This is a genomic window from Sphingopyxis sp. GW821-FHT02C12, from assembly GCF_059421785.1.
This window is the reverse complement of record NZ_JBWKVQ010000001.1, coordinates 2,319,477-2,337,395: the sequence shown is the minus strand read 5'-3', so window position 1 is coordinate 2,337,395 and position 17,919 is coordinate 2,319,477. Positions and strand designations below refer to the sequence as shown.

Sequence of the window (17,919 nt, the reverse complement as noted above, 5' to 3'; positions counted from 1 at the left end):
GCCACCGCCGCCTATCCCCGCCGCTGTTTCTGCCGGATCAGCCGGATATAGGTGTCGGCGACCGTCTGGTTGATCGCGTCCCATTGATAGTGATGGCTCTCGGCGAGTGCCGCCGCGCCGTGCCGGGCGCGCAGGTCGATATCCTGGCAATAATGCTGGAGATGGTCGGCGAAGCCGGTGATCAGCCCCGGCGATACGAGATAGCCCGTCACGCCATGCTTGACGATGCTCGCGCTGCCCGTCGCGCGCGCGGCCACCACCGGCAGGCCGCAGGCCATCGCCTCGAGCGTGACATTGCCGAAGGTTTCGGTGACCGAGGGATTGAAGAAGACATCGCACGAGGCGAGCGCGCGGGCGAGGTCCTGACCGCCCTGAAACCCGACGAATTTGGCGTCGGGCAGCCGCGATTCGAACCAGTCGCCGGCGGGGCCCTCGCCGATCACCACCACCTCGTGCCGCACCTTGCGGCGGTTGAGCTGGTCGATCGCGTCGGCGAAGACGTCGAGCCCCTTTTCCATCACCAGCCGGCCGAGGAAGGCGACGACGGGGACATCGTCGGCGATGCCCCAGCTTTGCCGCCAGCTGTTGTCGCGCCGCCCGGGATTGAACACGTCGCGCTCGACCCCGCGGGTCCAGATGCCGATGTCGTAATTCATCCGTTGCTCGCGCAGCACCTGCGCGAAGCTTTCGGACGGCGCGATCAGCGCATCGCATTTGCGGTAGAGCTTGCGCAGCCAGGCGACGATCACCGGTTCGATGAACGAGAGGTTGTAATAGCGGAAATAGGTTTCGAAGCGGGTGTGCACCGAACAGGCGACCGGCAGGCGGCGGCGGCGCGCCCAGGCCGCGGCCTGACGGCAGACGCGGTCGGGGCTGGAAATATGCATGATGTTCGGGGCGAATGCGGCGAGATCCTCGCGCACGCGGCCCGAAAAATGGAGCGGGATCCGATATTCGGGGCGGTTCGGGATCGCCATCGACGGCACGCTGACCAGGTCGCCGGTCGGCTCGAAATCGGGATTGGCGACGGTCGGCGAATAGACGCGCACCGCCGCGCCCTGGCTGAGCAGATAGCCGACGAGCCGGTTGAGCGCCTTGTTGGCGCCATCGACGGTCATGTTGTAATTGCCGCTGAACAGCGCGATGCGGAGATCGGAAATTTCCATCCCGCCTCCGCTAATCGTCTCGGCAGGCAAAGGCAATCTTAGTCGCCGGTCTCCGACGGCGCCTCGAGTTCGACCACGACCGGCGGATGCAAGCGCAGGCGATGGACGCGACGTTCGTCGGCCTCGGTCACCTCGATCCGCCAGCCGCTCGGATGGACAAGGATTTCGCCGACCTCGGGCACATGCCCCGCGAGCACCGCCGAAAGGCCGCCCAGCGTATCGACATCTTCCTCGATCTCGGCGAGGCGCGGGTCGATCGCTTCGCCGATATCGTCGAGTTCGGCGCGCGCATCGGCGTCCCAGCAGCCGTTTTCGCCCGGCGTGAACAGCAGCACCGGCTCGTCGTCATGCTCGTCTTCGATCTCGCCGACGATTTCCTCGACCAGGTCCTCGATGGTGACAAGACCTTCGGTGCCCGAATATTCGTCGATCACGATGGCAAGATGGGTGCGCTGGGCGCGCATGTCGGCGAGCAGGTCGAGCACGCCCATCGATTGCGGCACGTACAGCGGCTGGCGGATCAGGTCGAGCAAGGGCGGCGGCGCGCGCTTTTCCGCCAGCACCGCGAAGACGTCCTTGATGTGGATCATGCCGACGACCTCGTCGAGATTTTCGCGGTAGACCGGCAGGCGGCTGTGCCCGGCCTCGGCGAACAGCGCGACGACCGCTTCAAAGCTGGCGCTTTCGTCGATCGCGATGATCTCGCCGCGCGGCACCGCGACGTCATCGACAGTCTGCTCGCCGAAATGCAGGAGATTGCGGAGCATCTTGCGCTCGATCGGCGAAAGGTCGCCGACGACGCTGCTGCCGCGCCGTTCCTGCCCTTCTTCCTCGGCCTCGTCGATGACCTCTTCGATCTGCTCGCGCAGCGACGGCTCCTTGTCGCCGCCGAACAGCAATGTCTTCAGTCCGGCCAACAGGCCGGGTCTACTACTGTCCTCTTCCGATCGGTTCGAAGACCCCTGGTCGTCGGGCATGATGTGTCGTGTTTCCCTGCTAAATCTCATCCGCATATGGATTGGCGAGGCCCAGCGATGCAAGCGCTTTCACTTCGAGCGCCTCCATCGCGCCGGCGCTGGCATCGTCCATATGGTCGTAACCGACGAGGTGGAGCGCGCCGTGGACGATCAGATGCGTCGCATGATCCTCCAGCGAAATCCCCTTCTCTTCGGCCTCGCGGGCGCAGGTTTCGCGCGCCAGCACGATGTCGCCCAGCAGGATTTCGCCGTCGTCGCTGTTCGCCAGGCTTTCGAGCAGGTCGTCCTGCACCTGCGGAAAGGACAGCACGTTGGTCGGCTTGTCCTTGCCGCGAAAATCGCGGTTGAGCTGGTGTACCTCGGCATCGTCGGTGAGGCGCACCGCGACTTCGACGAGCGGTGCGGCGTCGGCAAGGCCGGCATGCGGCGTGAGCGCGAGCGCGGCGGCAACGGCGTCGGCGGCGCGCGCCTCCCAATCGAGCGTGTCGGGCCAGGGCGTGGCGGCATGGGTTTCGACGGTCAGCATTTGAAAGCCGCAACTATCGGCAAGCGCGGTCGTTGCACAGCCCTAATGCATGTGCCGCAATTTGTCGGGGTTGCGCATCACATAGATGGCGGTGACCTTGCCATCCTCGATCTCCAGCGCGGTGGTCTGGAACTCGCCATCGGCCTCGCGCGTCACGAAACCCGGCAGGCCGTTGATCGTGCCGGTGTGGACCAGGGTCGAGCCATATTTTCCGAACAGCACCGCGAGGCTGCGGTGCAGCTTCATCACGATATCATGGCCCAGAACCGGCCCCATCGCGGCGGGGCGCTTGCCGCCGCCGTCGGCCCACATGCCGACATCGGCGGCGAGCAGAGCGCCCAATGCCCCCATGTCGCCGCTGCGCGAGGCGGCGAAAAAGGCGTTGGCGATTTCGAGCCCCTGCTCCTTTTCCAGCTTGTAGCGCGGGCGGGCGTCGCGGACATGGGTGCGGGCGCGGGCCGCGAGCTGGCGCGTCGCAGCGGGATCGCGGTCGATCGTCTTCGCGACTTCGTCGAACCCCACTCCGAAAACATCGTGGAGCAGGAAGGCGGCGCGTTCGAGCGGCGACAGCCGTTCGAGCGCGAGCATCAGCGGCAGGGTGACGTCGTCCTCTTCCTCTTCTTCGACCAGCGGGTCGGGAAGCCAGGGGCCGATATAGGTCTCGCGCCGGTTCTTCGCCGACTTGATCTGGTCGAGGCAGAGGCGGGTGACGGTGCGCCGCAGGAAGGCGGCGGGTTCGCGCACTTCGCTGCGGTCGGTGCCGAGCCAGCGGAGGAAGGCATCCTGCACCACATCCTCGGCATCGGCGACCGAGCCGAGCATGCGATAGGCGACGCGGGTGAGGAGCGGGCGCAGCGGGTCGAAACCGGCCGCCGCGTCCGCCGCATCGCCGGCGTCATGGATGCCCCCGGCGGGCATCAGGCCGCCTTCGCCGCGGGCATGTCGTACCAGAGGTCGAAGCCGACCGCGATGCGGTTCCAGCCGTTGATGACATTGATCATCAGGGTCAGCTTCACCTGTTCCTCCGGCGTGAAATGCGCTTCGAGTTCATCCTTGACCGCCTTCTGTGTGTGCCCCTGCGCGACCGTGGTCAAGGCGTCGGTCCAGGCGAGCGCCGCGCGTTCGCGGGGCGTATAAACGGGAGCTTCGTGCCAGGCCGATAGCAGGTAGATGCGCTGCTCGGTCTCGCCCTTGGCGCGCGCTTCGACCGTGTGCATGTTGATGCAGTTGGCGCAGCCGTTGAGGATCGACGAACGGATCTTCACCAGTTCGATCAGGCTCGGCTCGAGGCTGTTCTGCGCGACCATCGAAAAGGCCGTCCACTGCTTCATCAACTGCGGAGCGGCGGCATAGAGGTCGGTTACCTTGGTCATCGTCGGTCTCCTTGTGTGGGTTGTACGGACATGACGAGACAGGATCGGCGGATGTGACATGGGGCACGAAAAATTTGCGGCATCATAATCCTCCCTGTCGCGAAGCCATGGGGAGGTGGCAGCGCGAAGCGCTGACGGAGGGGCGATGACGCCAAGGTCGCTGGCCCCTCCACCATTCGCTTCGCGAACGGTCCCCCTCCCCATCGCTGCGCGACGGGGAGGATCGGAAACGCTGGGTTGCGAGAATGGCGCTTTGACGGAAGCGAAAGCTGAACTAGCATCCGCCCCTCATTCAACAAGCGAGGGGTACGCGACCATGAAATTTCTCGATGGCTTCACCGAACAGGCCTATGCGCTGCTGCGCATCGTCGCGGGCCTGTTGTTCCTGGCGCATGGCGTGCAGAAATTCCTGAACTTCCCGGCGCCTTTCCCGATGCCGCTCAACCCGATGCTGACCGCGGCGGGCGCGATCGAGTTGGTCGCGGGCACCCTGATCGTCATCGGCGTGCTCACCCGTCCCGCCGCCTTCATCGCGAGCGGCATGTCGGCGGTCGGTTACTGGGTCGCGCATGGCACGCAAGGCCCCTTCCCGATCGCCAACGGCGGCGAGACCATCGTGCTCTACTGCTTCCTGTTCCTGTTCATCGCGGCGCGCGGTGCGGGCATCTGGAGCGCTGACGGGGCGATGAAGAAATAGGCGAATGGCGGGCAATTCGAAACCGATGAGGCCGTCACTTTACAACAAGGCGCGGCTGTTCATGTTTTGGACGCTATCGGTATTCCTGACCTTCCCGATCTGGATAGCATTGTTGGATCGCCACTTCGGCCGGCCGGGCATTATTGCCGGCATGATGTTCTGGCTGGGCCACGGCGTCGCCTCGATGCATCTCTTTCGCTGCCCTGACTGCGGTTTGTCGCCGTTCCTGAGCCGCAAAAGCCTGTTCGCTTGGGCGACGCCATGGCCACGCCGAACTTGTGGGCATTGTGGCCGAAACCATCAAGCCGGCGCATAAAAATGGGGCGGCCCTTGCGGACCGCCCCTTGAGGTGCGGGCTTCACATGGTGAAGGTCGTCAAAGCTTGCGGGTGTTCGTTTCGATCAGCTTTTTCGCTTCTTCGATCGCCTTCGCGGTCGTCAGCGTCTTGTCCTGGATCTCGTTCGCCATATCGAGCAGGCGGCCGCTGATCACGGTACCGGTCTGTGCTTCCTCCTGGATCGCGATGCCGCCCTTGGTCGCGGCGACGCGGTCCCATTCGGCGCGGACGACCGCCCAATAGTCTTTCGTGGCGGCCCAATAATCGTCGGCGGCCTTCACGTCATACTGGTCGTATTTGATATAGGTGTTGAGGACATATTCCTGGACGATCGGCACCAGCTTGCCGTCCTTGATCCCCATCTTGGTGTTATCCTGCCAATGGACCCAGCCGTCGGGCGAGGGCTGGTGGCGGTTGATCGAGAGATAGCGATCATAGACCGGATTGCGCACCGCATCGCGGCGGGCGAGCGGGCGCCAGGTCCAGTTCGAGCGCCAGCGGCGGACGCCGCCCTGCGTTTCATACTGACCCCAGCCGGCATAGCGCGGGCTGTCGTCGACCTGATAGACCGTCTGCGACCAGCGGCCGGTGCGCATCTTTTCGGGGACATCTTCCCAGGTCCAGCTATTGCGGTCCGAATAGACGAGCACCCTGGCGGGTTCATATTCCCAGTCCTGGCGCCAATGCTTGATGATCATGCTCTTGTCGTCGTCGCCGGTGATGACGAGCATGTGCTGGAGCACGATCTTCCGCCCCGTGTCCTCAATCACGCGCACAACCTCGTTGCCGCCCGAACGCTTCGGCTCGAGCACCTCGTAATTCGGGTCCCAGCGCGTCGATTCCTGCATGTTGAAGCTGACGCGGTAGTTGCCCGCCATCGCAAGGATGTCGGCGCGGTCCTGTTCGAAATTCGCTGCGGCGGCGTCGGCGGCGATCGGCGGGTGGGCGAGCGCCGCGACCGGCAGCGCGGCGGAGAGCAGCAACAGGCCGGCGGCGAGCGAACGATATGTTTTCTTCATCGGTGCAGTCCTTCTTGTGGTCAGAAGCGGAAGCTCAGCGACACGCTCGCGTTGCGGCCCGGCTGGGTATAGGCATCGGCGGTGGCCGGCGTGACGTAGGTCGCGGGGACCGTCGCGGGCACCGACGACACCAGCGCGAGTCCGCGCACGTCGCTCCACCAGCTGTATTTCTTGTCGAGGATGTTGAAGACGCCGGCGCGCAGCGTCAGCCCGTCCATCAGCCGCACGAAGGCGGTTGCGTCGAGGATGGTAAAGGCGTCGGGACGATAGCATTGCGGGGTGCAGACGCCGTCGGCCCGCGACGCTTCCTTGCGCGCGCTGTGGGTCATGATGATCTGGCCACCGAAGCGCCCGGTGCGCTCGCGATAGCCGACGCCGGCGACGAGCTTGAGCGGGTCGATCGTCGACAACGGGCTGCGCGCGCCATTGGGTTCGATCACATCGCCCGTCGCATAGGATAGGGCGAGCGTCGTATAGAGGCCGGACGACGCTCGCCCCTCGAAGCGTGCCTCGGCCCCCTTGACCCGGACACGATCGAGATTCACGAATTGATAGACGGCGGGGTCGGCGGGGGTGAAGCTGCCGCTCACCACTTCCTGGCTGATGAAATCCTTGTAGCGCGACGTGAAACCCGTGAGGTCGAGGCTGACATGGTCGCTGGAAAAGCGCAGCCCGCCCTCGAAGCTTTCGCTGCGTTCGGGGCCGAGGTCGGGGTTCGGAGCCGAGGTATAGCCGAAGGCGAGATTTTCGAAGAACTGGTTCACCTGCCCCGGTTCGGGCGCCTTGAAGCCGGTCGCATAATTGGCGAACAGCCGCACCTGGTCGGTGACCTTCCAGACCGCGCCGAATTTGGGCGAAACGCGCGAACCATCCTGTCCGGCGCCCGCGAAGGTCGGGAGTAGCGGATCGGCGCGGGGCGACAGGTCGTACCAGTCGAAGCGCAACGCCGGATAAAGCGTCAGCGCGCCCTCGGCGATGCCGATCTCGTCGCCGACGAACAGGCCGGCGCGGGTGAAATCGGTGGTCGGGAAGGCGCGGGTCGGGAACACCTCGCCCGCCGGAGGCACGGTGCCGTCGCGCAGGCCGCGCTGCCGCGTCTTGCTGATGTCGCCGCCGAAAACGATGCGATGCGTGATCGCGCCCGTGTTGAAATCGGCGCGGGCATCGGCGGCGGCGCCGATGACGCGGTTTTCGAAGGTGTTGAGGCGGGTGCGGTCGGCGGCGGGGGTGCGGTCTTCCTCGGTGTATTGATTGTCCTCGCCGTCCTGCCAGTACAGCGCGACGCGGGCAAAATCGATCAGCCCCTCGCCTTCCCAGCTCCAGTCGAGCGAGACGCGCTTGCGTTCGCCGCTGTCGAAGCCTTCGAGCCGGTCGACGGTGGTGCTGCGCCCGGTGAGGCCGTTGGTGTAGAGGTGGGTGTCGAGATATTCGCCGGTCAGGCGCAGCTTGTGGCCGCTGGCGGGATCATAGACGATCCGCGCCAGCGCGGCGTTCGAGCGGCCGTCCTGCGGATTGGGCTCGGTGCGCAGGCTGCCGAAACCGCCGACACTGCCCTTGTTGTCGAGTTCCTGCCAGTCGCGGCGCGTATAGGCGGCCATCACCGACCAGTCGCCGCTGCGCCCCGCGAGGATCGCGGTTTCGCTGAACTCGTCGTCGGCGCTGCTATAGGCGCCGCGGACGAGGCCGCCGACCGATTTGCCGCCGGGCAGGAAATCGACGGGGTCGCTGGTGACGAAGCTGACCGCACCGGCAAGGCCGTCGCTGCCGTAAAGCGCAGACGAGGGACCCCGCAGGATTTCGACCGACTTGACGAGGCCGAGGTCGACATAGTCGCCGCGCCCCGCCGCCTGCGCGCCGAAGCTGAAACCATCGGGGACGCGCACGCCGTCGACCTGGATCAGCACGCGGTTGCCGCCGATGCCGCGGATGTTGAAGCTATCGTTGCCGGCGCGGCCGGTGGCGCCGAGCGCGGCGCCGAACCGCGCGGGCTGGCGCTGGACGCTGACCCCGGGTTCGAAGCGGATGAGGTCACGGATATCCGTCGCCAGTTCGTTCGCGATCTGCTCCTCGGTGATCAACGAAATGGTCAGCGGCACATCCTCAACACTCTTCTCGGTCCGCGTCGCGGTGACGACGATCTGGTTCTTGCGCGCCGCCCAATATTCACCGTCATTATCCTGCGCCATGGCGGGCGTCGCGGTCGCGGCGAGCGCGATGCCCAACGCGGTACCGGCGGCGAGACGGGAGACGGACGGCGAACGCTGGATGATCAATTTTCTTCCCCTGATTTATGCGACTGACTCGCAATAGCGGTCATCTAGGCGCGCAAGTTCAGAGGGTCAACATGCTATTGCGACTCGTTATTGAAAAGACAGGCGAACAATCGGGGAAGGCGGGCCATATGCCGTCATCGCGGCCTTCGCCGGGATGGCGATAAAGTGTGGAAATGATCCTCCCTGTGCCGCAGGCACGAGGGGTTTGCAGCGCGAAGCGCTGACGGAGGGCCATTGGCGGTGCCGTCGCCGCCCCCACCGCCCCTTGCTTCGCAAGCGGCCCTTCCCCATCGCCGCGCGACGGGGAGGATCTTTAAGAGTTAGGCCCCCGGCCCCTCATAGGCATCGACGATGCGCCCGACGATCGGGTGGCGGACGACGTCGGCGCTGGTGAAATAGCTGACGTTGATGCCCTCGACCCCTTCGAGGCGCGAGACGGCGTCGGCGAGGCCCGAGCTGGCGGGGATCGGCAGATCGACCTGCTTCGGATCGCCGCAGATCACCATGCGGCTGTTCATGCCGAAGCGGGTGAGGAACATCTTCATCTGCGGGATCGTCGTGTTCTGCGCCTCGTCGAGGATGATGAAGGCGTCGGCCAGCGTCCGCCCGCGCATGAAGGCGAGCGGCGCGATCTCGATCTCGCCGCTCGCGATGCGGCGCTCGACCTGCTCGGCGGGCAGGCAATCGTGCAGCGCGTCGTAGAGCGGACGCAGATAGGGATCGACCTTTTCCTTCATGTCGCCCGGCAGGAAGCCAAGCTTTTCGCCCGCCTCCACCGCAGGGCGCGACAGGATCAGGCGCTGGACACTGCCGGTGATCAACTGGGCGACCGCCTGCGCGACCGCGAGATAGGTCTTACCCGTCCCCGCCGGGCCGAGCGCGAAGATGATGTCTTCACGCGCCAACGCCTGCATATAGGGGATTTGCGACGGCGCGCGCGGGACGATCGTTTTCTTACGGGTGCGGATCATGATCGGCGGCGCTTCGTTGATCTCGTGGCGGATGATACCGTCGAGCGTCGGCTGCGCCGACATCGCGATCACGCCATCGACCATACCGGCGTCGACTTCCTGCCCCTGTTCGATACGGTTGTAGAGGTCGACGAGGACGTCGCGGGCGCGCGCCGCGGCTTCGGCCTCGCCCTCGATCTGCACCCGATTGCCGCGCGCCGAGATATAGACGCCGAGCCGGTTTTCGATCCCGACGAGATTGCGGTCGAATTCACCGAACAAGATGCCCAAAAGCTGCGTTCGCTCGAATTCCGCCGTCAGTCGGACGCGGTCGCCGGGTTCGGCGGGAGAGGCGGCGGTCAGCGGGCGTTTGGACATATGGGCAAGGCTCCTTCGATCGACGGCACGACTCTACTCCCGCCAAGACGGGAGTCCACTCCGACGGAGGGGAACGGGACGAAAGGAGAGAGCAGCGTTGCCAAAAAGCGACACCGCCTCCCCGCGCCGCACTAGGCGACCTCTTCGACGAGCAATTCGGCGGTGAGGCTGTTCGGACCCGCCGCGGCGATGCGCACATCGACCATGTCGCCGATGGCGAGCCCCGGCGCGATGACATGCGCCGACTGCAGCCAGGGTGTCTTGCCGATCAGCTGGCCGTCGAGCTTGCCCTTGCGTTCGAGGAGCAGGTGCGTGGTCTTGCCGATGGTCGCCGCGTTGAACGCGTGCTGCTGTTCGTTGAGCAGGGCCTGCAGCCGCTGGAGGCGATCGTGCATCACCTCGTCCGATATCTGATCGCCCATCGTCGCGGCGGGGGTGCCGGGGCGGCGCGAATATTTGAAGCTGTACGCCATAGCGTAACGCGTCGCGTGGATCAGATCGAGCGTCGCCTGGAAATCTTCCTCGCTCTCGCCCGGAAAGCCGACGATGAAGTCGCCCGAGATCGCGATGTCGGGGCGGGCGGCGCGGACGCGTTCGATGACGCGCAAATAGCTGTCGACGCTGTGGCTGCGGTTCATCGCGGCGAGGATGCGGTCGCTGCCCGCCTGCACCGGCAGGTGGAGATAGGGCATGAGCTGCGGGATTTCGCCATGCGCGGCGATCAGCCCGTCGGTCATGTCGTTGGGGTGGCTGGTGGTGTAGCGAATGCGTTCGAGCCCGTCGACGCGCGCCAGGTCGCGGATCAGCCCGTCGAGACCGACGGCGCGGCCGCGATCATCCTCGCCGTCCCACGCGTTGACGTTCTGGCCGAGCAGAGTGATCTCACGGGCACCGCCCTCGACGAGCGCGCGGGCCTCGGCGATCAGGTCGGCATAGGGCCGACTGATCTCGGCGCCGCGGGTATAGGGCACGACGCAATAGGTGCAGAATTTGTCGCAGCCTTCCTGCACGGTGAGGAAGGCGGTCGGGCGCTGACCGGCGCCGCGTTTGGGCAAGGCGTCGAATTTCGACATCGCGGGCATGTCGAGGTCGACCGCTTTTTCGCCGCGCGCGGCGCGGTCGAGCAGGTCGGGCAGCCGGTGATAGGCCTGCGGCCCGACGACGACGTCGACGGTCGGTGCGCGACGCGCGATTTCGGCGCCCTCGGCCTGCGCGACACAGCCGGCGACCGCGATCGTCGGGCGGCTGCCGTCGTCGCGCTTCAGCCGGCCGATGTCCGAATAGACCTTTTCGGCCGCCTTTTCGCGAATGTGGCAGGTGTTGAGCACGACCAGATCGGCGTCGGCGCCGTCGGCGGCGGCGGTCATCCCGCGCGCGCCGAGCATTTCGGCCATGCGCTCGCCGTCATAGACGTTCATCTGGCAACCGAAGGATTTGATGTGAAAGGTCTTGGGAGAGTCGGATTTCATCGGCGCGCTATAGGCGATGCATCGCACGGGCGGAAGGCTTGGCCGTCTCGGCCATTTCCTGCGCGATCGCGGCGCGCGCCGCTTCGCTGATCGCCTTGCGATCATGCGTCACGCTGGCGGGCAGCGGATCAAGGTAATGGATGGTAAGATGGATCGGCTTTGCGCGCGCGAGCAGTCGCTTGAAATTGTCGAGTCCGGATTCGGGGTCGAGCCAGGCGATATCGTTCGATTCCGCGCCATAATCCATGAAGACCGGCTGGATCTGCAGGTTTGGCGGGGCCGGGATCACCGCCTGGAACAGCGAAGCGCGGAACGGCAGCAGTCCGTCGCCGGGGCCCGTCGTGCCTTCGGGAAACAGCGTCACCGGGCGACCGCGCGCCAGCGCGTTGCGCAGGTCGTTCGCCTGATTGTGGATTTCGCGCTTCGCCTCGCGCTGCACATAGATCGTATGGTTCTGGTCGGCGAGCCAGCCGACGAGCGGCACGCCCTCGACCTCGGCCTTCGACACGAATGCCGAACGCGCGGCGCCGCCGAGCGCGAGGATGTCGAGCCAGCTGACATGGTTGGACGCGAACAACACGTTGCGCCGCAGCCGCGTGCCCGTCGTGCGGACGCGTAGCCCCGCGATCCAACCGACGGCGTTGAGGAACGCCATCACCATCGGCGACGGGCGGCCGACCGCGCGATAACAAAGGTGCGGAACGATCAGGAACAGCAGCGCCAGCACCATCGCGGTGAGGCGGACGATCGAACGCCAGGTGACCCGTGCGGGTCTAGTCGCGCTTGCGATCGAGGGCGACACCATAGAGCTCCATGCGATGGTCGACGAGGCGGAAGCCGAGGCGTTCGGCGATAACCTTCTGCAACGCCTCGAGCTCGGGATCGACGAATTCGATCACCCGGCCGGTTTCGACGTCGATCAGATGGTCGTGATGCGCCTCGGGCGCCGCTTCGTAGCGCGAGCGGCCGTCGCCGAAATCGTGGCGATCAAGGATGCCGGCCTCTTCGAACAGGCGAACGGTGCGATAGACGGTGGCGATCGAAATGCCGCTGTCCACCTTCGACGCGCGCTCATAGAGCGTTTCGACGTCGGGATGATCCTCGCTGTCGGAGATCACGCGCGCGATGATGCGGCGCTGCTCGGTGATGCGCAGGCCCTTTTCGTGGCACAGGGCTTCGAGGTCGATGGTACCGGACATGCGGGCCTTTCCTGCAATCTGCAGCCGTTCTTTGTTCTTATATTCTGTATAGGCACGGCCTGCGCATAGAACAAGGGCGGCGCCTTGCAGCACCGCCCCCATCTGCCCTGAAAGGCCAAAGCTCGAAACGCGTCAGGCCGCTTTCTTGGCCTTGGGCTTGCGCCCGCCGCCGCGGCCCTTGGTGCCGAGGCCGATTTCCTTGGCCAGCGCACGACGTTTTTCGGCGTAATTGGGGGCGACCATCGGATAGTCGGCGGGCAGGCCCCATTTGGCGCGATAGTCGTCGGGGGTCATGCCATAATGGGTCATCAGGTGGCGGCGCAGCATCTTGAGCTTCTTGCCGTCCTCGAGACAGGTGATGTAATCGGGCTTCACCGAGGTGCGGATCGACACCGCCGGTACCAGCTTCTCTTCTTCGACAGGCTGCGTACCGAGGCCGGAGAGGGCGGCGTGGACGTTGTTGATGAGCGCAGAAAGATCTGAAATCGCGACACTGTTGTTGCTGACATGGGCAGCAACGATGTCAGCAGTCAGCGTGACCAGCATTTCACTGGTATCGGTTTGATCCGACATGGGACGGTTCCTTTTTTATATACCCAGAAGATGGACGACGAATATTGGGGCTGTTCTTCATCCGGCCGAGATACTGCCATTATGGCAGCATTTCCGCAAGGTCTATCACCTAGTTAGACCGGTTCCGGATGAATGACGCATGGTAATCGCGTCGCGGATCATCCCGTCACCGCCTCGATAATAGTCCTTGCGCCGACCGCACTCCGAAAACCCGCTGCGCTCATAGAGATGAACGGCGTCGTTGTCAGCGCGCATTTCGAGGAAATAGTCCTCGGCACCTTCGCCGCGGCCCCAGGCTTGCCAATCGGATATTAACGCGGCGCCGATTCCGCGGCCGCGCCACGCCGGATCGACCGCGAGCAACAACAACTCGCTCTCCGGACCCGCGATGCGCGCCGCCGAAAAACCGCATGGCTGCTCGCCGTCCCACGCGAGGCAGACACGCGCCGACGGCAGCGCGAAGAGGGTGAGCAACTGCGCGCGGCTCCATGCCTCGCCAAAAGCCGGATCGAAGGCGGCATCCATCACGCGCATGACCGCGGCGAGGTCGGCGACGCGCGCGGTCGCAAGGCGGAAGTCGCTCATACGCGCGCCGCCATCGGCTTGGCATCGGGCGCGCGGCCATACTGGGGGCTGGGTTCGGCGAAGGTCGCCGCGGCGGGCAGGCGCGGATAGGCGCGGGCGTCGGGAAGCATCGGCAAGGCGGTCCCCGCGCCGCGCAGCGCGACGAACGCCTCGGCGCGGTTGCCGACGACCAGCGCGTCGTCGCGCCGCACCGCTTCGTCGGGCAGCAGCGAGCGGACATCGGCGCGCGGCGACAGGTCGGCGGCGAAGGGCTGGACGAACCATTGACCGTGCCCGCCCTCCATCACGACGAGCGCGCCGTCCGCCGCCGCGATCTCGTCGGCAGCAGCAGCCGCGACGAGCGCGAGGGTCGAAAAACCGAACGCCGGCACCCGCCAGCCGAGCGCCAGCGCGCGCGCCGCGGCGACACCGATGCGCACCCCGGCGAAGCTGCCGGGGCCGCAACCGACAAGGATCGCGTCGGCGCGCCCGCCGTCCGCCAGTTCGGCGATCAGCGGCACCAGCCGTTCGGCATGGCCGCGGCCGATGATGTCATGGCGAAAATCGCGCAGGCGCGCGCCATCGAACAGCGCGACCGAGCAGGCCTCGCTGGCACTATCGATGACGAGCCGGCGCAGGCCGTCAGGCGATGCGATTGAAGCGGTCAAAGCCGGGGCGCGGGCTGCGCTCGAAAATGGTCGCGGGGTCGCCGTAACCAAGCGTCGAGATGAAATTGCTGCGCACGCTCGGCTGGTCGGCGAAGAAGGCGGCGTCGACGGCGTCGTTGGCGAAACCCGACATCGGCCCGGTGTCGAGCCCGAGCGCGCGCGCGGCGAGGATGAAATAGGCGCCTTGCAGGCTCGAATTGCGGAACGCGGTCGCGTGCGCCAGTTCGGCATTGGTGTTGAACCAGCTTTTCGCATCGGCGTGCGGAAAAAGCTCGGGCAGGTTTTCGTAGAATTCGAGATCCATGCCGATGATCGCGGTGACCGGCGCGCTGCGGATCTTGTCGCCATTGGCGGGCAGCGCGAGCGCCGCGAGCTTTTCCTTCGCTTCGGTGCTGGTGCACCAGATGATCCGGGCCGGCAGGCAGTTGGCGCTGGTCGGGCCGAATTTCACCAGATCCCAGATCGCGTGCAGCTGGGTTTCCGAAACGGGCGTATCGAGATAGCCATTGTAGGTCCGCGCGGTGCGAAACAGCTGGTCGAGAGCTTGGTCGGAAAGCGGCTCGCTCATCGGGATTAGTCTCCTTCTCGGGGAATCAAACGGCGTGAACGGCCGTCACTTCGGGAACATAATGTTTGAGGAGCGATTCGATGCCGTTCTTCAGCGTCGCGCTCGACGAAGGACAGCCGGCGCACGCGCCCTGCATCTTCAGATACACATTGCCCTTGTCGAACCCGCGATAGACGATGTCGCCGCCGTCGTTGGCAACCGCCGGGCGGACCCGCGTCTCGATCAATTCCTTGATCTGATCGATGATGTCGGCGTCGGCGGGATCGTCGGCGAAGCTCGCCTCATCCTCGCCCGGAACGCTGATCCCCGCGGCAGAGCCGGGGTTGAACAGCGGCATCTGGCCGAGGAAATGGTCCATCACGATGCCGAGGACGTCGGGCTTGAGATCGCTCCAGCTGACGCCGGGCGCCGCGGTGACCGAGACAAAGTCGCGGCCGAAAAACACCCCGGTGACGTCGCCGAGCGCAAACAGCGCGGTCGCGAGCGGCGAGGCTTCGGCTTCCTCGGGGCTCGCGAAGTCCCGGGTGCCCGCGTCCATCACCGCCTGGCCGGGCAGGAATTTGAGCGTCGCGGGGTTGGGCGTCGATTCGGTTTCGATCAGCATGGGGGGCATGTGGGACGCGATCGGGCTTTGTGCAAGCCGACAAAGATGCTGTAGGGTCGAAAAATGCGCCATTTCTCCCATTTCGCCGCGATCGACTGGTCGGGCGCGCGCGGCGCGCGGCAGCGCGGGATCGCGCTGGCGGTCGCCAGAGGCACGGCGGCGCCCGCACTGGTGCGGCCCGGCCATATCTGGTCGCGGGCCGAGATGCTGGATTGGCTCGAAGGCGTCGCCGCGTCGGGCATCGACATGCTGATCGGCTTCGACTTTTCGGTCGCCTTCGCCTTCGCCGATCGCGGTGCCTATTTCCCCGAATGGGCAGAGAGCCCGGGCGACCTCCCGTCGCTATGGGCGCTGGTCGAACATCTCACCGCCGCCGATCCGCATTATGAGGTCGGCGGCTTCCTCGCGCATCCGCAAGCGCGGCGGCATTTCCGCCACGGCCGCGGCGACGTCGGCGACCTCTTCGAAGCCGGTGCCGGCCGGCTGCGCGTCGTCGAGCAGCACCAGCGCGCCACAAGGCAAGCGGCGAGCGTGAGCAATTTCAACCTCGTCGGCGCGGCGCAGGTCGGCAAGGCAAGCCTTGCGGGCATGCGCCTGCTCCATCGCCTCAGCGGCCGCATGCCGCTGTGGCCGCTCGATCCGGTGCCGAGGGCGGGGCCGCTGCTGGTCGAAATCTACACCGGCCTTGCCGCGCGCGCCGCGCGCGTGCCCGCAGGCCGCAGCAAGATCCGCGACGGCGCCGTGCTCGACGCCACGCTGGCCGAACTGGGATCACCGCCCGTGCGGCATATCGGCCCGATCGGCGACCATGCGAGCGACGCACTGCTGACCGCCGCCTGGCTGCGCGCGATCGCGCACGACCCCGCACGCTGGGCGCCTGCCCCGCTCACCGACACACTCGCACGCACCGAAGGCTGGACCTTTGGCATAGTTTGACGCGTTTTTCGCTTTTCGCATTTTCTCGACGCCGGATATTTCCATCCGACCGAAAAATGCCTAGGGCCGCAAACGGCGCGCCGGCTTAGCTCAGTTGGTAGAGCAACCGCCTTGTAAGCGGTAGGTCGTCAGTTCGAGTCTGACAGCCGGCACCACACAGTCTCTCGCCATCGGCCCAAGACGCCGTCGGTTTTCCCGCTCCGACCGTGGCGAATGACGCGGGCGATCCTTGCATAGCGCATGACATGCGTTCGCGCCGAGCCTCGCCACGAGATTGGTCCGGACGGCAACGCGCCGTCCGGATCGGCCTATACTCAGAAGGAGGCCGTGACACTTGCCACGACCGCCGCGTCGGCAATGGAACCGCTGCCATCGAGTCCCTTGCTGAAATTGGGCTGAAGGGGCGCGCCCTCCGCCCTGCTGATATCCGTGTCCACATAGGAAAAATTGAGCGTCAGATTGCGCCAGACCGCGTCGACGCCGAGCGACCAGTCCCAATAGCGACCGGTCGGCGCGACGCTCGTGCCGTTGGGACCGAGGCCGGGGTTTCCGTCCGAATAACCGATATGCGCCTTCGCCGTCAGCGGTGTTCCGGCGATCGCCAACGCACCATCACCCCACAGATAGAGATTATCTTCGCTCTGGCCGCGGCTGTTCGGCGCGGCGGAAACGTTCGCGAGCGCATATTGCTTGGGCGCATAGGCCGCGCCCGCCGTCAGCGTCGCCGGCCCGGTGGTGCCCGTCAGCTTGACATAGGGTTCGGCGAAATCCGAGTCATCGGCGCCGCCCGGATACATGTACCAGACGAGGCCCATGTCGAGCGTCATATTGTCCGCGATCGACGCCTTGTATCCGCCGATCAGGTCGAGTTCCATGTTCGCGCCGCCGAAGGTGCCCCAGCCCGAGAGATTGGACGCCCAGGCGCCGGCATAGAGGCCGCTCTCATGCGTCACCGTGAGGCCGCCCTGCACCGCCATTTCCTTGTCGGTTTGCGACACGCCGCGGAAACGATAGTCCGAGGCGATCGTTGCCGAACCCGAAATGGTGACGGCCGGTTCTTCTTCTTCCTGCGCCCATGCGGCGGCGGGAGACAGTGCTGCCGCAAAAACGGCGGCCGAGATGATGATTTTCATATCTTCCTCTAGAAAACGCCTCGGCCGGACATGGCGGAGGCTCGCGAGGATGCTCAACTAGATCGGCGCGGCGTTGGAAATCGAGAGCGAGAACCGCCCGACCGCATAGTGTTTTTGCTACGCGACCGGCCGGTTTCGATCGCCGGGCACCAACAGCTGTTCGAATATCGTCGGCGCTTCGAAGTCAGACGCGGGCAGACGCCTCCAGCGCTCGGAAACCTCGACGGTTTCCCACAGGCCGGGACCGACGAAGAGGAGCGCGCTCCCGGCGCTGCCGCAGACAAAGACGATCGCGGAGAGGAGCATCATGAACGATGTCGCATCGCGGGCCGGGGTGGTGAGCGCCATCTGGTGAAGCCGGACGGCAACCGACCAACCCAGCACAAGAAGCCCGAGGCCGCCGACGCGCAGGCCCAGATGGGCCGCAAGGGTGTCATGCCATTTCTTCACGTCAGACCTCCAAAGGGAGGTCGTTCACCTATGCATGTACGCGTAGGAAATCGAGATCG

Annotated in this window: 21 protein-coding genes and 1 tRNA gene; 4 read left to right on the top strand and 18 right to left on the bottom strand. The window is 65.5% G+C overall.

Features of this window, described 5'->3' with window-relative positions; all coding sequences use genetic code 11:
* Positions 1-11: 11 nt before the first annotated feature.
* The 5 genes from AC07U1_RS11245 to AC07U1_RS11225 are packed head-to-tail and all read right to left on the bottom strand — an operon-like array spanning position 12 to position 4,042.
* On the bottom strand, positions 12-1,166 hold the full coding sequence (locus AC07U1_RS11245) for a glycosyltransferase family 4 protein (protein WP_495176464.1): 1,155 nt from the start codon (positions 1,164-1,166) through the stop codon (positions 12-14).
* 38 nt (positions 1,167-1,204) lie between these two features.
* Entirely contained in the window at positions 1,205-2,143 is a 939-nt protein-coding gene (locus AC07U1_RS11240; protein WP_056346603.1) for a hemolysin family protein, read from the bottom strand.
* A gap of 19 nt (positions 2,144-2,162) precedes the next feature.
* The gene (ybeY, locus tag AC07U1_RS11235; protein WP_495176465.1) at positions 2,163-2,669 is read right to left on the bottom strand and encodes an rRNA maturation RNase YbeY; all 507 of its coding nucleotides are present in this window, start codon (positions 2,667-2,669) and stop codon (positions 2,163-2,165) included.
* Positions 2,670-2,711: 42 nt separating this feature from the next.
* Entirely contained in the window at positions 2,712-3,587 is an 876-nt protein-coding gene (locus AC07U1_RS11230) for a sigma-70 family RNA polymerase sigma factor (RefSeq protein WP_495176466.1), read from the bottom strand.
* The gene (locus AC07U1_RS11225; RefSeq protein ID WP_495176467.1) at positions 3,587-4,042 is read right to left on the bottom strand and encodes a carboxymuconolactone decarboxylase family protein; all 456 of its coding nucleotides are present in this window, start codon (positions 4,040-4,042) and stop codon (positions 3,587-3,589) included. The genes AC07U1_RS11230 and AC07U1_RS11225 overlap by 1 nt, the downstream gene beginning before the upstream one ends.
* Positions 4,043-4,358: 316 nt before the next feature.
* Here AC07U1_RS11225 and AC07U1_RS11220 point away from each other — a divergent pair, with 316 nt between their 5' ends.
* Both AC07U1_RS11220 and AC07U1_RS11215 read left to right on the top strand, forming a co-directional pair.
* On the top strand, positions 4,359-4,739 hold the full coding sequence (locus AC07U1_RS11220) for a DoxX family protein (protein ID WP_056346596.1): 381 nt from the start codon (positions 4,359-4,361) through the stop codon (positions 4,737-4,739).
* Between the two features lie 4 nt (positions 4,740-4,743).
* The gene (locus tag AC07U1_RS11215; protein ID WP_495176468.1) at positions 4,744-5,055 is read left to right on the top strand and encodes a hypothetical protein; all 312 of its coding nucleotides are present in this window, start codon (positions 4,744-4,746) and stop codon (positions 5,053-5,055) included.
* 59 nt (positions 5,056-5,114) lie between these two features.
* Here AC07U1_RS11215 and AC07U1_RS11210 read toward each other — a convergent pair whose 3' ends face one another.
* The 11 genes from AC07U1_RS11210 to AC07U1_RS11160 form a co-directional block, all read right to left on the bottom strand.
* On the bottom strand, positions 5,115-6,095 hold the full coding sequence (locus tag AC07U1_RS11210) for a DUF6607 family protein (RefSeq protein WP_495176469.1): 981 nt from the start codon (positions 6,093-6,095) through the stop codon (positions 5,115-5,117).
* A gap of 20 nt (positions 6,096-6,115) precedes the next feature.
* On the bottom strand, positions 6,116-8,368 hold the full coding sequence (locus tag AC07U1_RS11205) for a TonB-dependent hemoglobin/transferrin/lactoferrin family receptor (protein WP_495176470.1): 2,253 nt from the start codon (positions 8,366-8,368) through the stop codon (positions 6,116-6,118).
* Between the two features lie 320 nt (positions 8,369-8,688).
* Positions 8,689-9,696 carry a PhoH family protein gene (locus tag AC07U1_RS11200; protein ID WP_187141838.1) on the bottom strand — a complete coding sequence of 336 codons (1,008 nt, stop codon included), beginning with the start codon at positions 9,694-9,696 and terminating at the stop codon, positions 8,689-8,691.
* 131 nt (positions 9,697-9,827) lie between these two features.
* Positions 9,828-11,165 carry a tRNA (N6-isopentenyl adenosine(37)-C2)-methylthiotransferase MiaB gene (gene miaB / locus AC07U1_RS11195; RefSeq protein WP_495176471.1) on the bottom strand — a complete coding sequence of 446 codons (1,338 nt, stop codon included), beginning with the start codon at positions 11,163-11,165 and terminating at the stop codon, positions 9,828-9,830.
* Positions 11,166-11,172: 7 nt separating this feature from the next.
* A complete protein-coding gene (locus AC07U1_RS11190) occupies positions 11,173-11,970 on the bottom strand; it encodes a lysophospholipid acyltransferase family protein (RefSeq protein ID WP_495176472.1) in 798 nt (265 codons plus the stop codon).
* On the bottom strand, positions 11,939-12,364 hold the full coding sequence (locus AC07U1_RS11185; protein ID WP_056346586.1) for a Fur family transcriptional regulator: 426 nt from the start codon (positions 12,362-12,364) through the stop codon (positions 11,939-11,941). Before AC07U1_RS11185 ends, AC07U1_RS11190 begins: the two co-directional genes overlap by 32 nt.
* 132 nt (positions 12,365-12,496) lie before the next feature.
* Positions 12,497-12,937, bottom strand: a complete 441-nt coding sequence (locus tag AC07U1_RS11180; protein WP_056346584.1) for a Ros/MucR family transcriptional regulator — start codon at positions 12,935-12,937, stop codon at positions 12,497-12,499.
* Between the two features lie 105 nt (positions 12,938-13,042).
* Positions 13,043-13,522, bottom strand: coding sequence for a GNAT family N-acetyltransferase (locus tag AC07U1_RS11175; protein ID WP_262407962.1), 480 nt, complete (start codon positions 13,520-13,522; stop codon positions 13,043-13,045).
* Positions 13,519-14,169 (bottom strand): tRNA (adenosine(37)-N6)-threonylcarbamoyltransferase complex dimerization subunit type 1 TsaB, encoded by a 651-nt coding sequence (gene tsaB, locus AC07U1_RS11170; protein ID WP_495176473.1) that lies wholly within the window; start codon positions 14,167-14,169, stop codon positions 13,519-13,521. The genes AC07U1_RS11175 and tsaB overlap by 4 nt, the downstream gene beginning before the upstream one ends.
* On the bottom strand, positions 14,144-14,737 hold the full coding sequence (locus tag AC07U1_RS11165) for a malonic semialdehyde reductase (protein ID WP_492740389.1): 594 nt from the start codon (positions 14,735-14,737) through the stop codon (positions 14,144-14,146). The genes tsaB and AC07U1_RS11165 overlap by 26 nt, the downstream gene beginning before the upstream one ends.
* Before the next feature lie 25 nt (positions 14,738-14,762).
* Positions 14,763-15,341 (bottom strand): NifU family protein, encoded by a 579-nt coding sequence (locus AC07U1_RS11160; protein ID WP_492740587.1) that lies wholly within the window; start codon positions 15,339-15,341, stop codon positions 14,763-14,765.
* A gap of 63 nt (positions 15,342-15,404) precedes the next feature.
* Here AC07U1_RS11160 and AC07U1_RS11155 point away from each other — a divergent pair, with 63 nt between their 5' ends.
* Together AC07U1_RS11155 and AC07U1_RS11150 are read left to right on the top strand one after the other, a co-directional pair.
* On the top strand, positions 15,405-16,277 hold the full coding sequence (locus AC07U1_RS11155; RefSeq protein WP_495176474.1) for a hypothetical protein: 873 nt from the start codon (positions 15,405-15,407) through the stop codon (positions 16,275-16,277).
* Between the two features lie 79 nt (positions 16,278-16,356).
* Positions 16,357-16,432, top strand: a tRNA-Thr gene (locus tag AC07U1_RS11150).
* Positions 16,433-16,591: 159 nt separating this feature from the next.
* On the opposite strand, the gene AC07U1_RS11145 is transcribed toward AC07U1_RS11150, so the two are convergent.
* Together AC07U1_RS11145 and AC07U1_RS11140 are read right to left on the bottom strand one after the other, a co-directional pair.
* Positions 16,592-17,410, bottom strand: a complete 819-nt coding sequence (locus tag AC07U1_RS11145; RefSeq protein WP_495176475.1) for a TorF family putative porin — start codon at positions 17,408-17,410, stop codon at positions 16,592-16,594.
* A 117-nt stretch (positions 17,411-17,527) separates the two neighbouring features.
* On the bottom strand, positions 17,528-17,860 hold the full coding sequence (locus AC07U1_RS11140) for a hypothetical protein (RefSeq protein ID WP_495176476.1): 333 nt from the start codon (positions 17,858-17,860) through the stop codon (positions 17,528-17,530).
* Between the last annotated feature and the right edge of the window lie 59 nt (positions 17,861-17,919).

Coding starts and splice junctions, on each gene's coding strand:
- AC07U1_RS11175 (WP_262407962.1), bottom strand. CDS start 13,522: ATGAGCGACTTCCGCCTTGCGACCGCGCGCGTCGCCGACCTCGCCGCG.
- ybeY (WP_495176465.1), bottom strand. CDS start 2,669: ATGCTGACCGTCGAAACCCATGCCGCCACGCCCTGGCCCGACACGCTC.
- AC07U1_RS11165 (WP_492740389.1), bottom strand. CDS start 14,737: ATGAGCGAGCCGCTTTCCGACCAAGCTCTCGACCAGCTGTTTCGCACC.
- AC07U1_RS11225 (WP_495176467.1), bottom strand. CDS start 4,042: ATGACCAAGGTAACCGACCTCTATGCCGCCGCTCCGCAGTTGATGAAG.
- AC07U1_RS11145 (WP_495176475.1), bottom strand. CDS start 17,410: ATGAAAATCATCATCTCGGCCGCCGTTTTTGCGGCAGCACTGTCTCCC.
- AC07U1_RS11245 (WP_495176464.1), bottom strand. CDS start 1,166: ATGGAAATTTCCGATCTCCGCATCGCGCTGTTCAGCGGCAATTACAAC.
- AC07U1_RS11220 (WP_056346596.1), top strand. CDS start 4,359: ATGAAATTTCTCGATGGCTTCACCGAACAGGCCTATGCGCTGCTGCGC.
- AC07U1_RS11215 (WP_495176468.1), top strand. CDS start 4,744: ATGGCGGGCAATTCGAAACCGATGAGGCCGTCACTTTACAACAAGGCG.
- AC07U1_RS11180 (WP_056346584.1), bottom strand. CDS start 12,937: ATGTCGGATCAAACCGATACCAGTGAAATGCTGGTCACGCTGACTGCT.
- AC07U1_RS11160 (WP_492740587.1), bottom strand. CDS start 15,341: ATGCTGATCGAAACCGAATCGACGCCCAACCCCGCGACGCTCAAATTC.
- AC07U1_RS11210 (WP_495176469.1), bottom strand. CDS start 6,095: ATGAAGAAAACATATCGTTCGCTCGCCGCCGGCCTGTTGCTGCTCTCC.
- AC07U1_RS11185 (WP_056346586.1), bottom strand. CDS start 12,364: ATGTCCGGTACCATCGACCTCGAAGCCCTGTGCCACGAAAAGGGCCTG.
- AC07U1_RS11230 (WP_495176466.1), bottom strand. CDS start 3,587: ATGCCCGCCGGGGGCATCCATGACGCCGGCGATGCGGCGGACGCGGCG.
- AC07U1_RS11200 (WP_187141838.1), bottom strand. CDS start 9,696: ATGTCCAAACGCCCGCTGACCGCCGCCTCTCCCGCCGAACCCGGCGAC.
- miaB (WP_495176471.1), bottom strand. CDS start 11,165: ATGAAATCCGACTCTCCCAAGACCTTTCACATCAAATCCTTCGGTTGC.
- AC07U1_RS11155 (WP_495176474.1), top strand. CDS start 15,405: ATGCGCCATTTCTCCCATTTCGCCGCGATCGACTGGTCGGGCGCGCGC.
- AC07U1_RS11190 (WP_495176472.1), bottom strand. CDS start 11,970: ATGGTGTCGCCCTCGATCGCAAGCGCGACTAGACCCGCACGGGTCACC.
- AC07U1_RS11240 (WP_056346603.1), bottom strand. CDS start 2,143: ATGCCCGACGACCAGGGGTCTTCGAACCGATCGGAAGAGGACAGTAGT.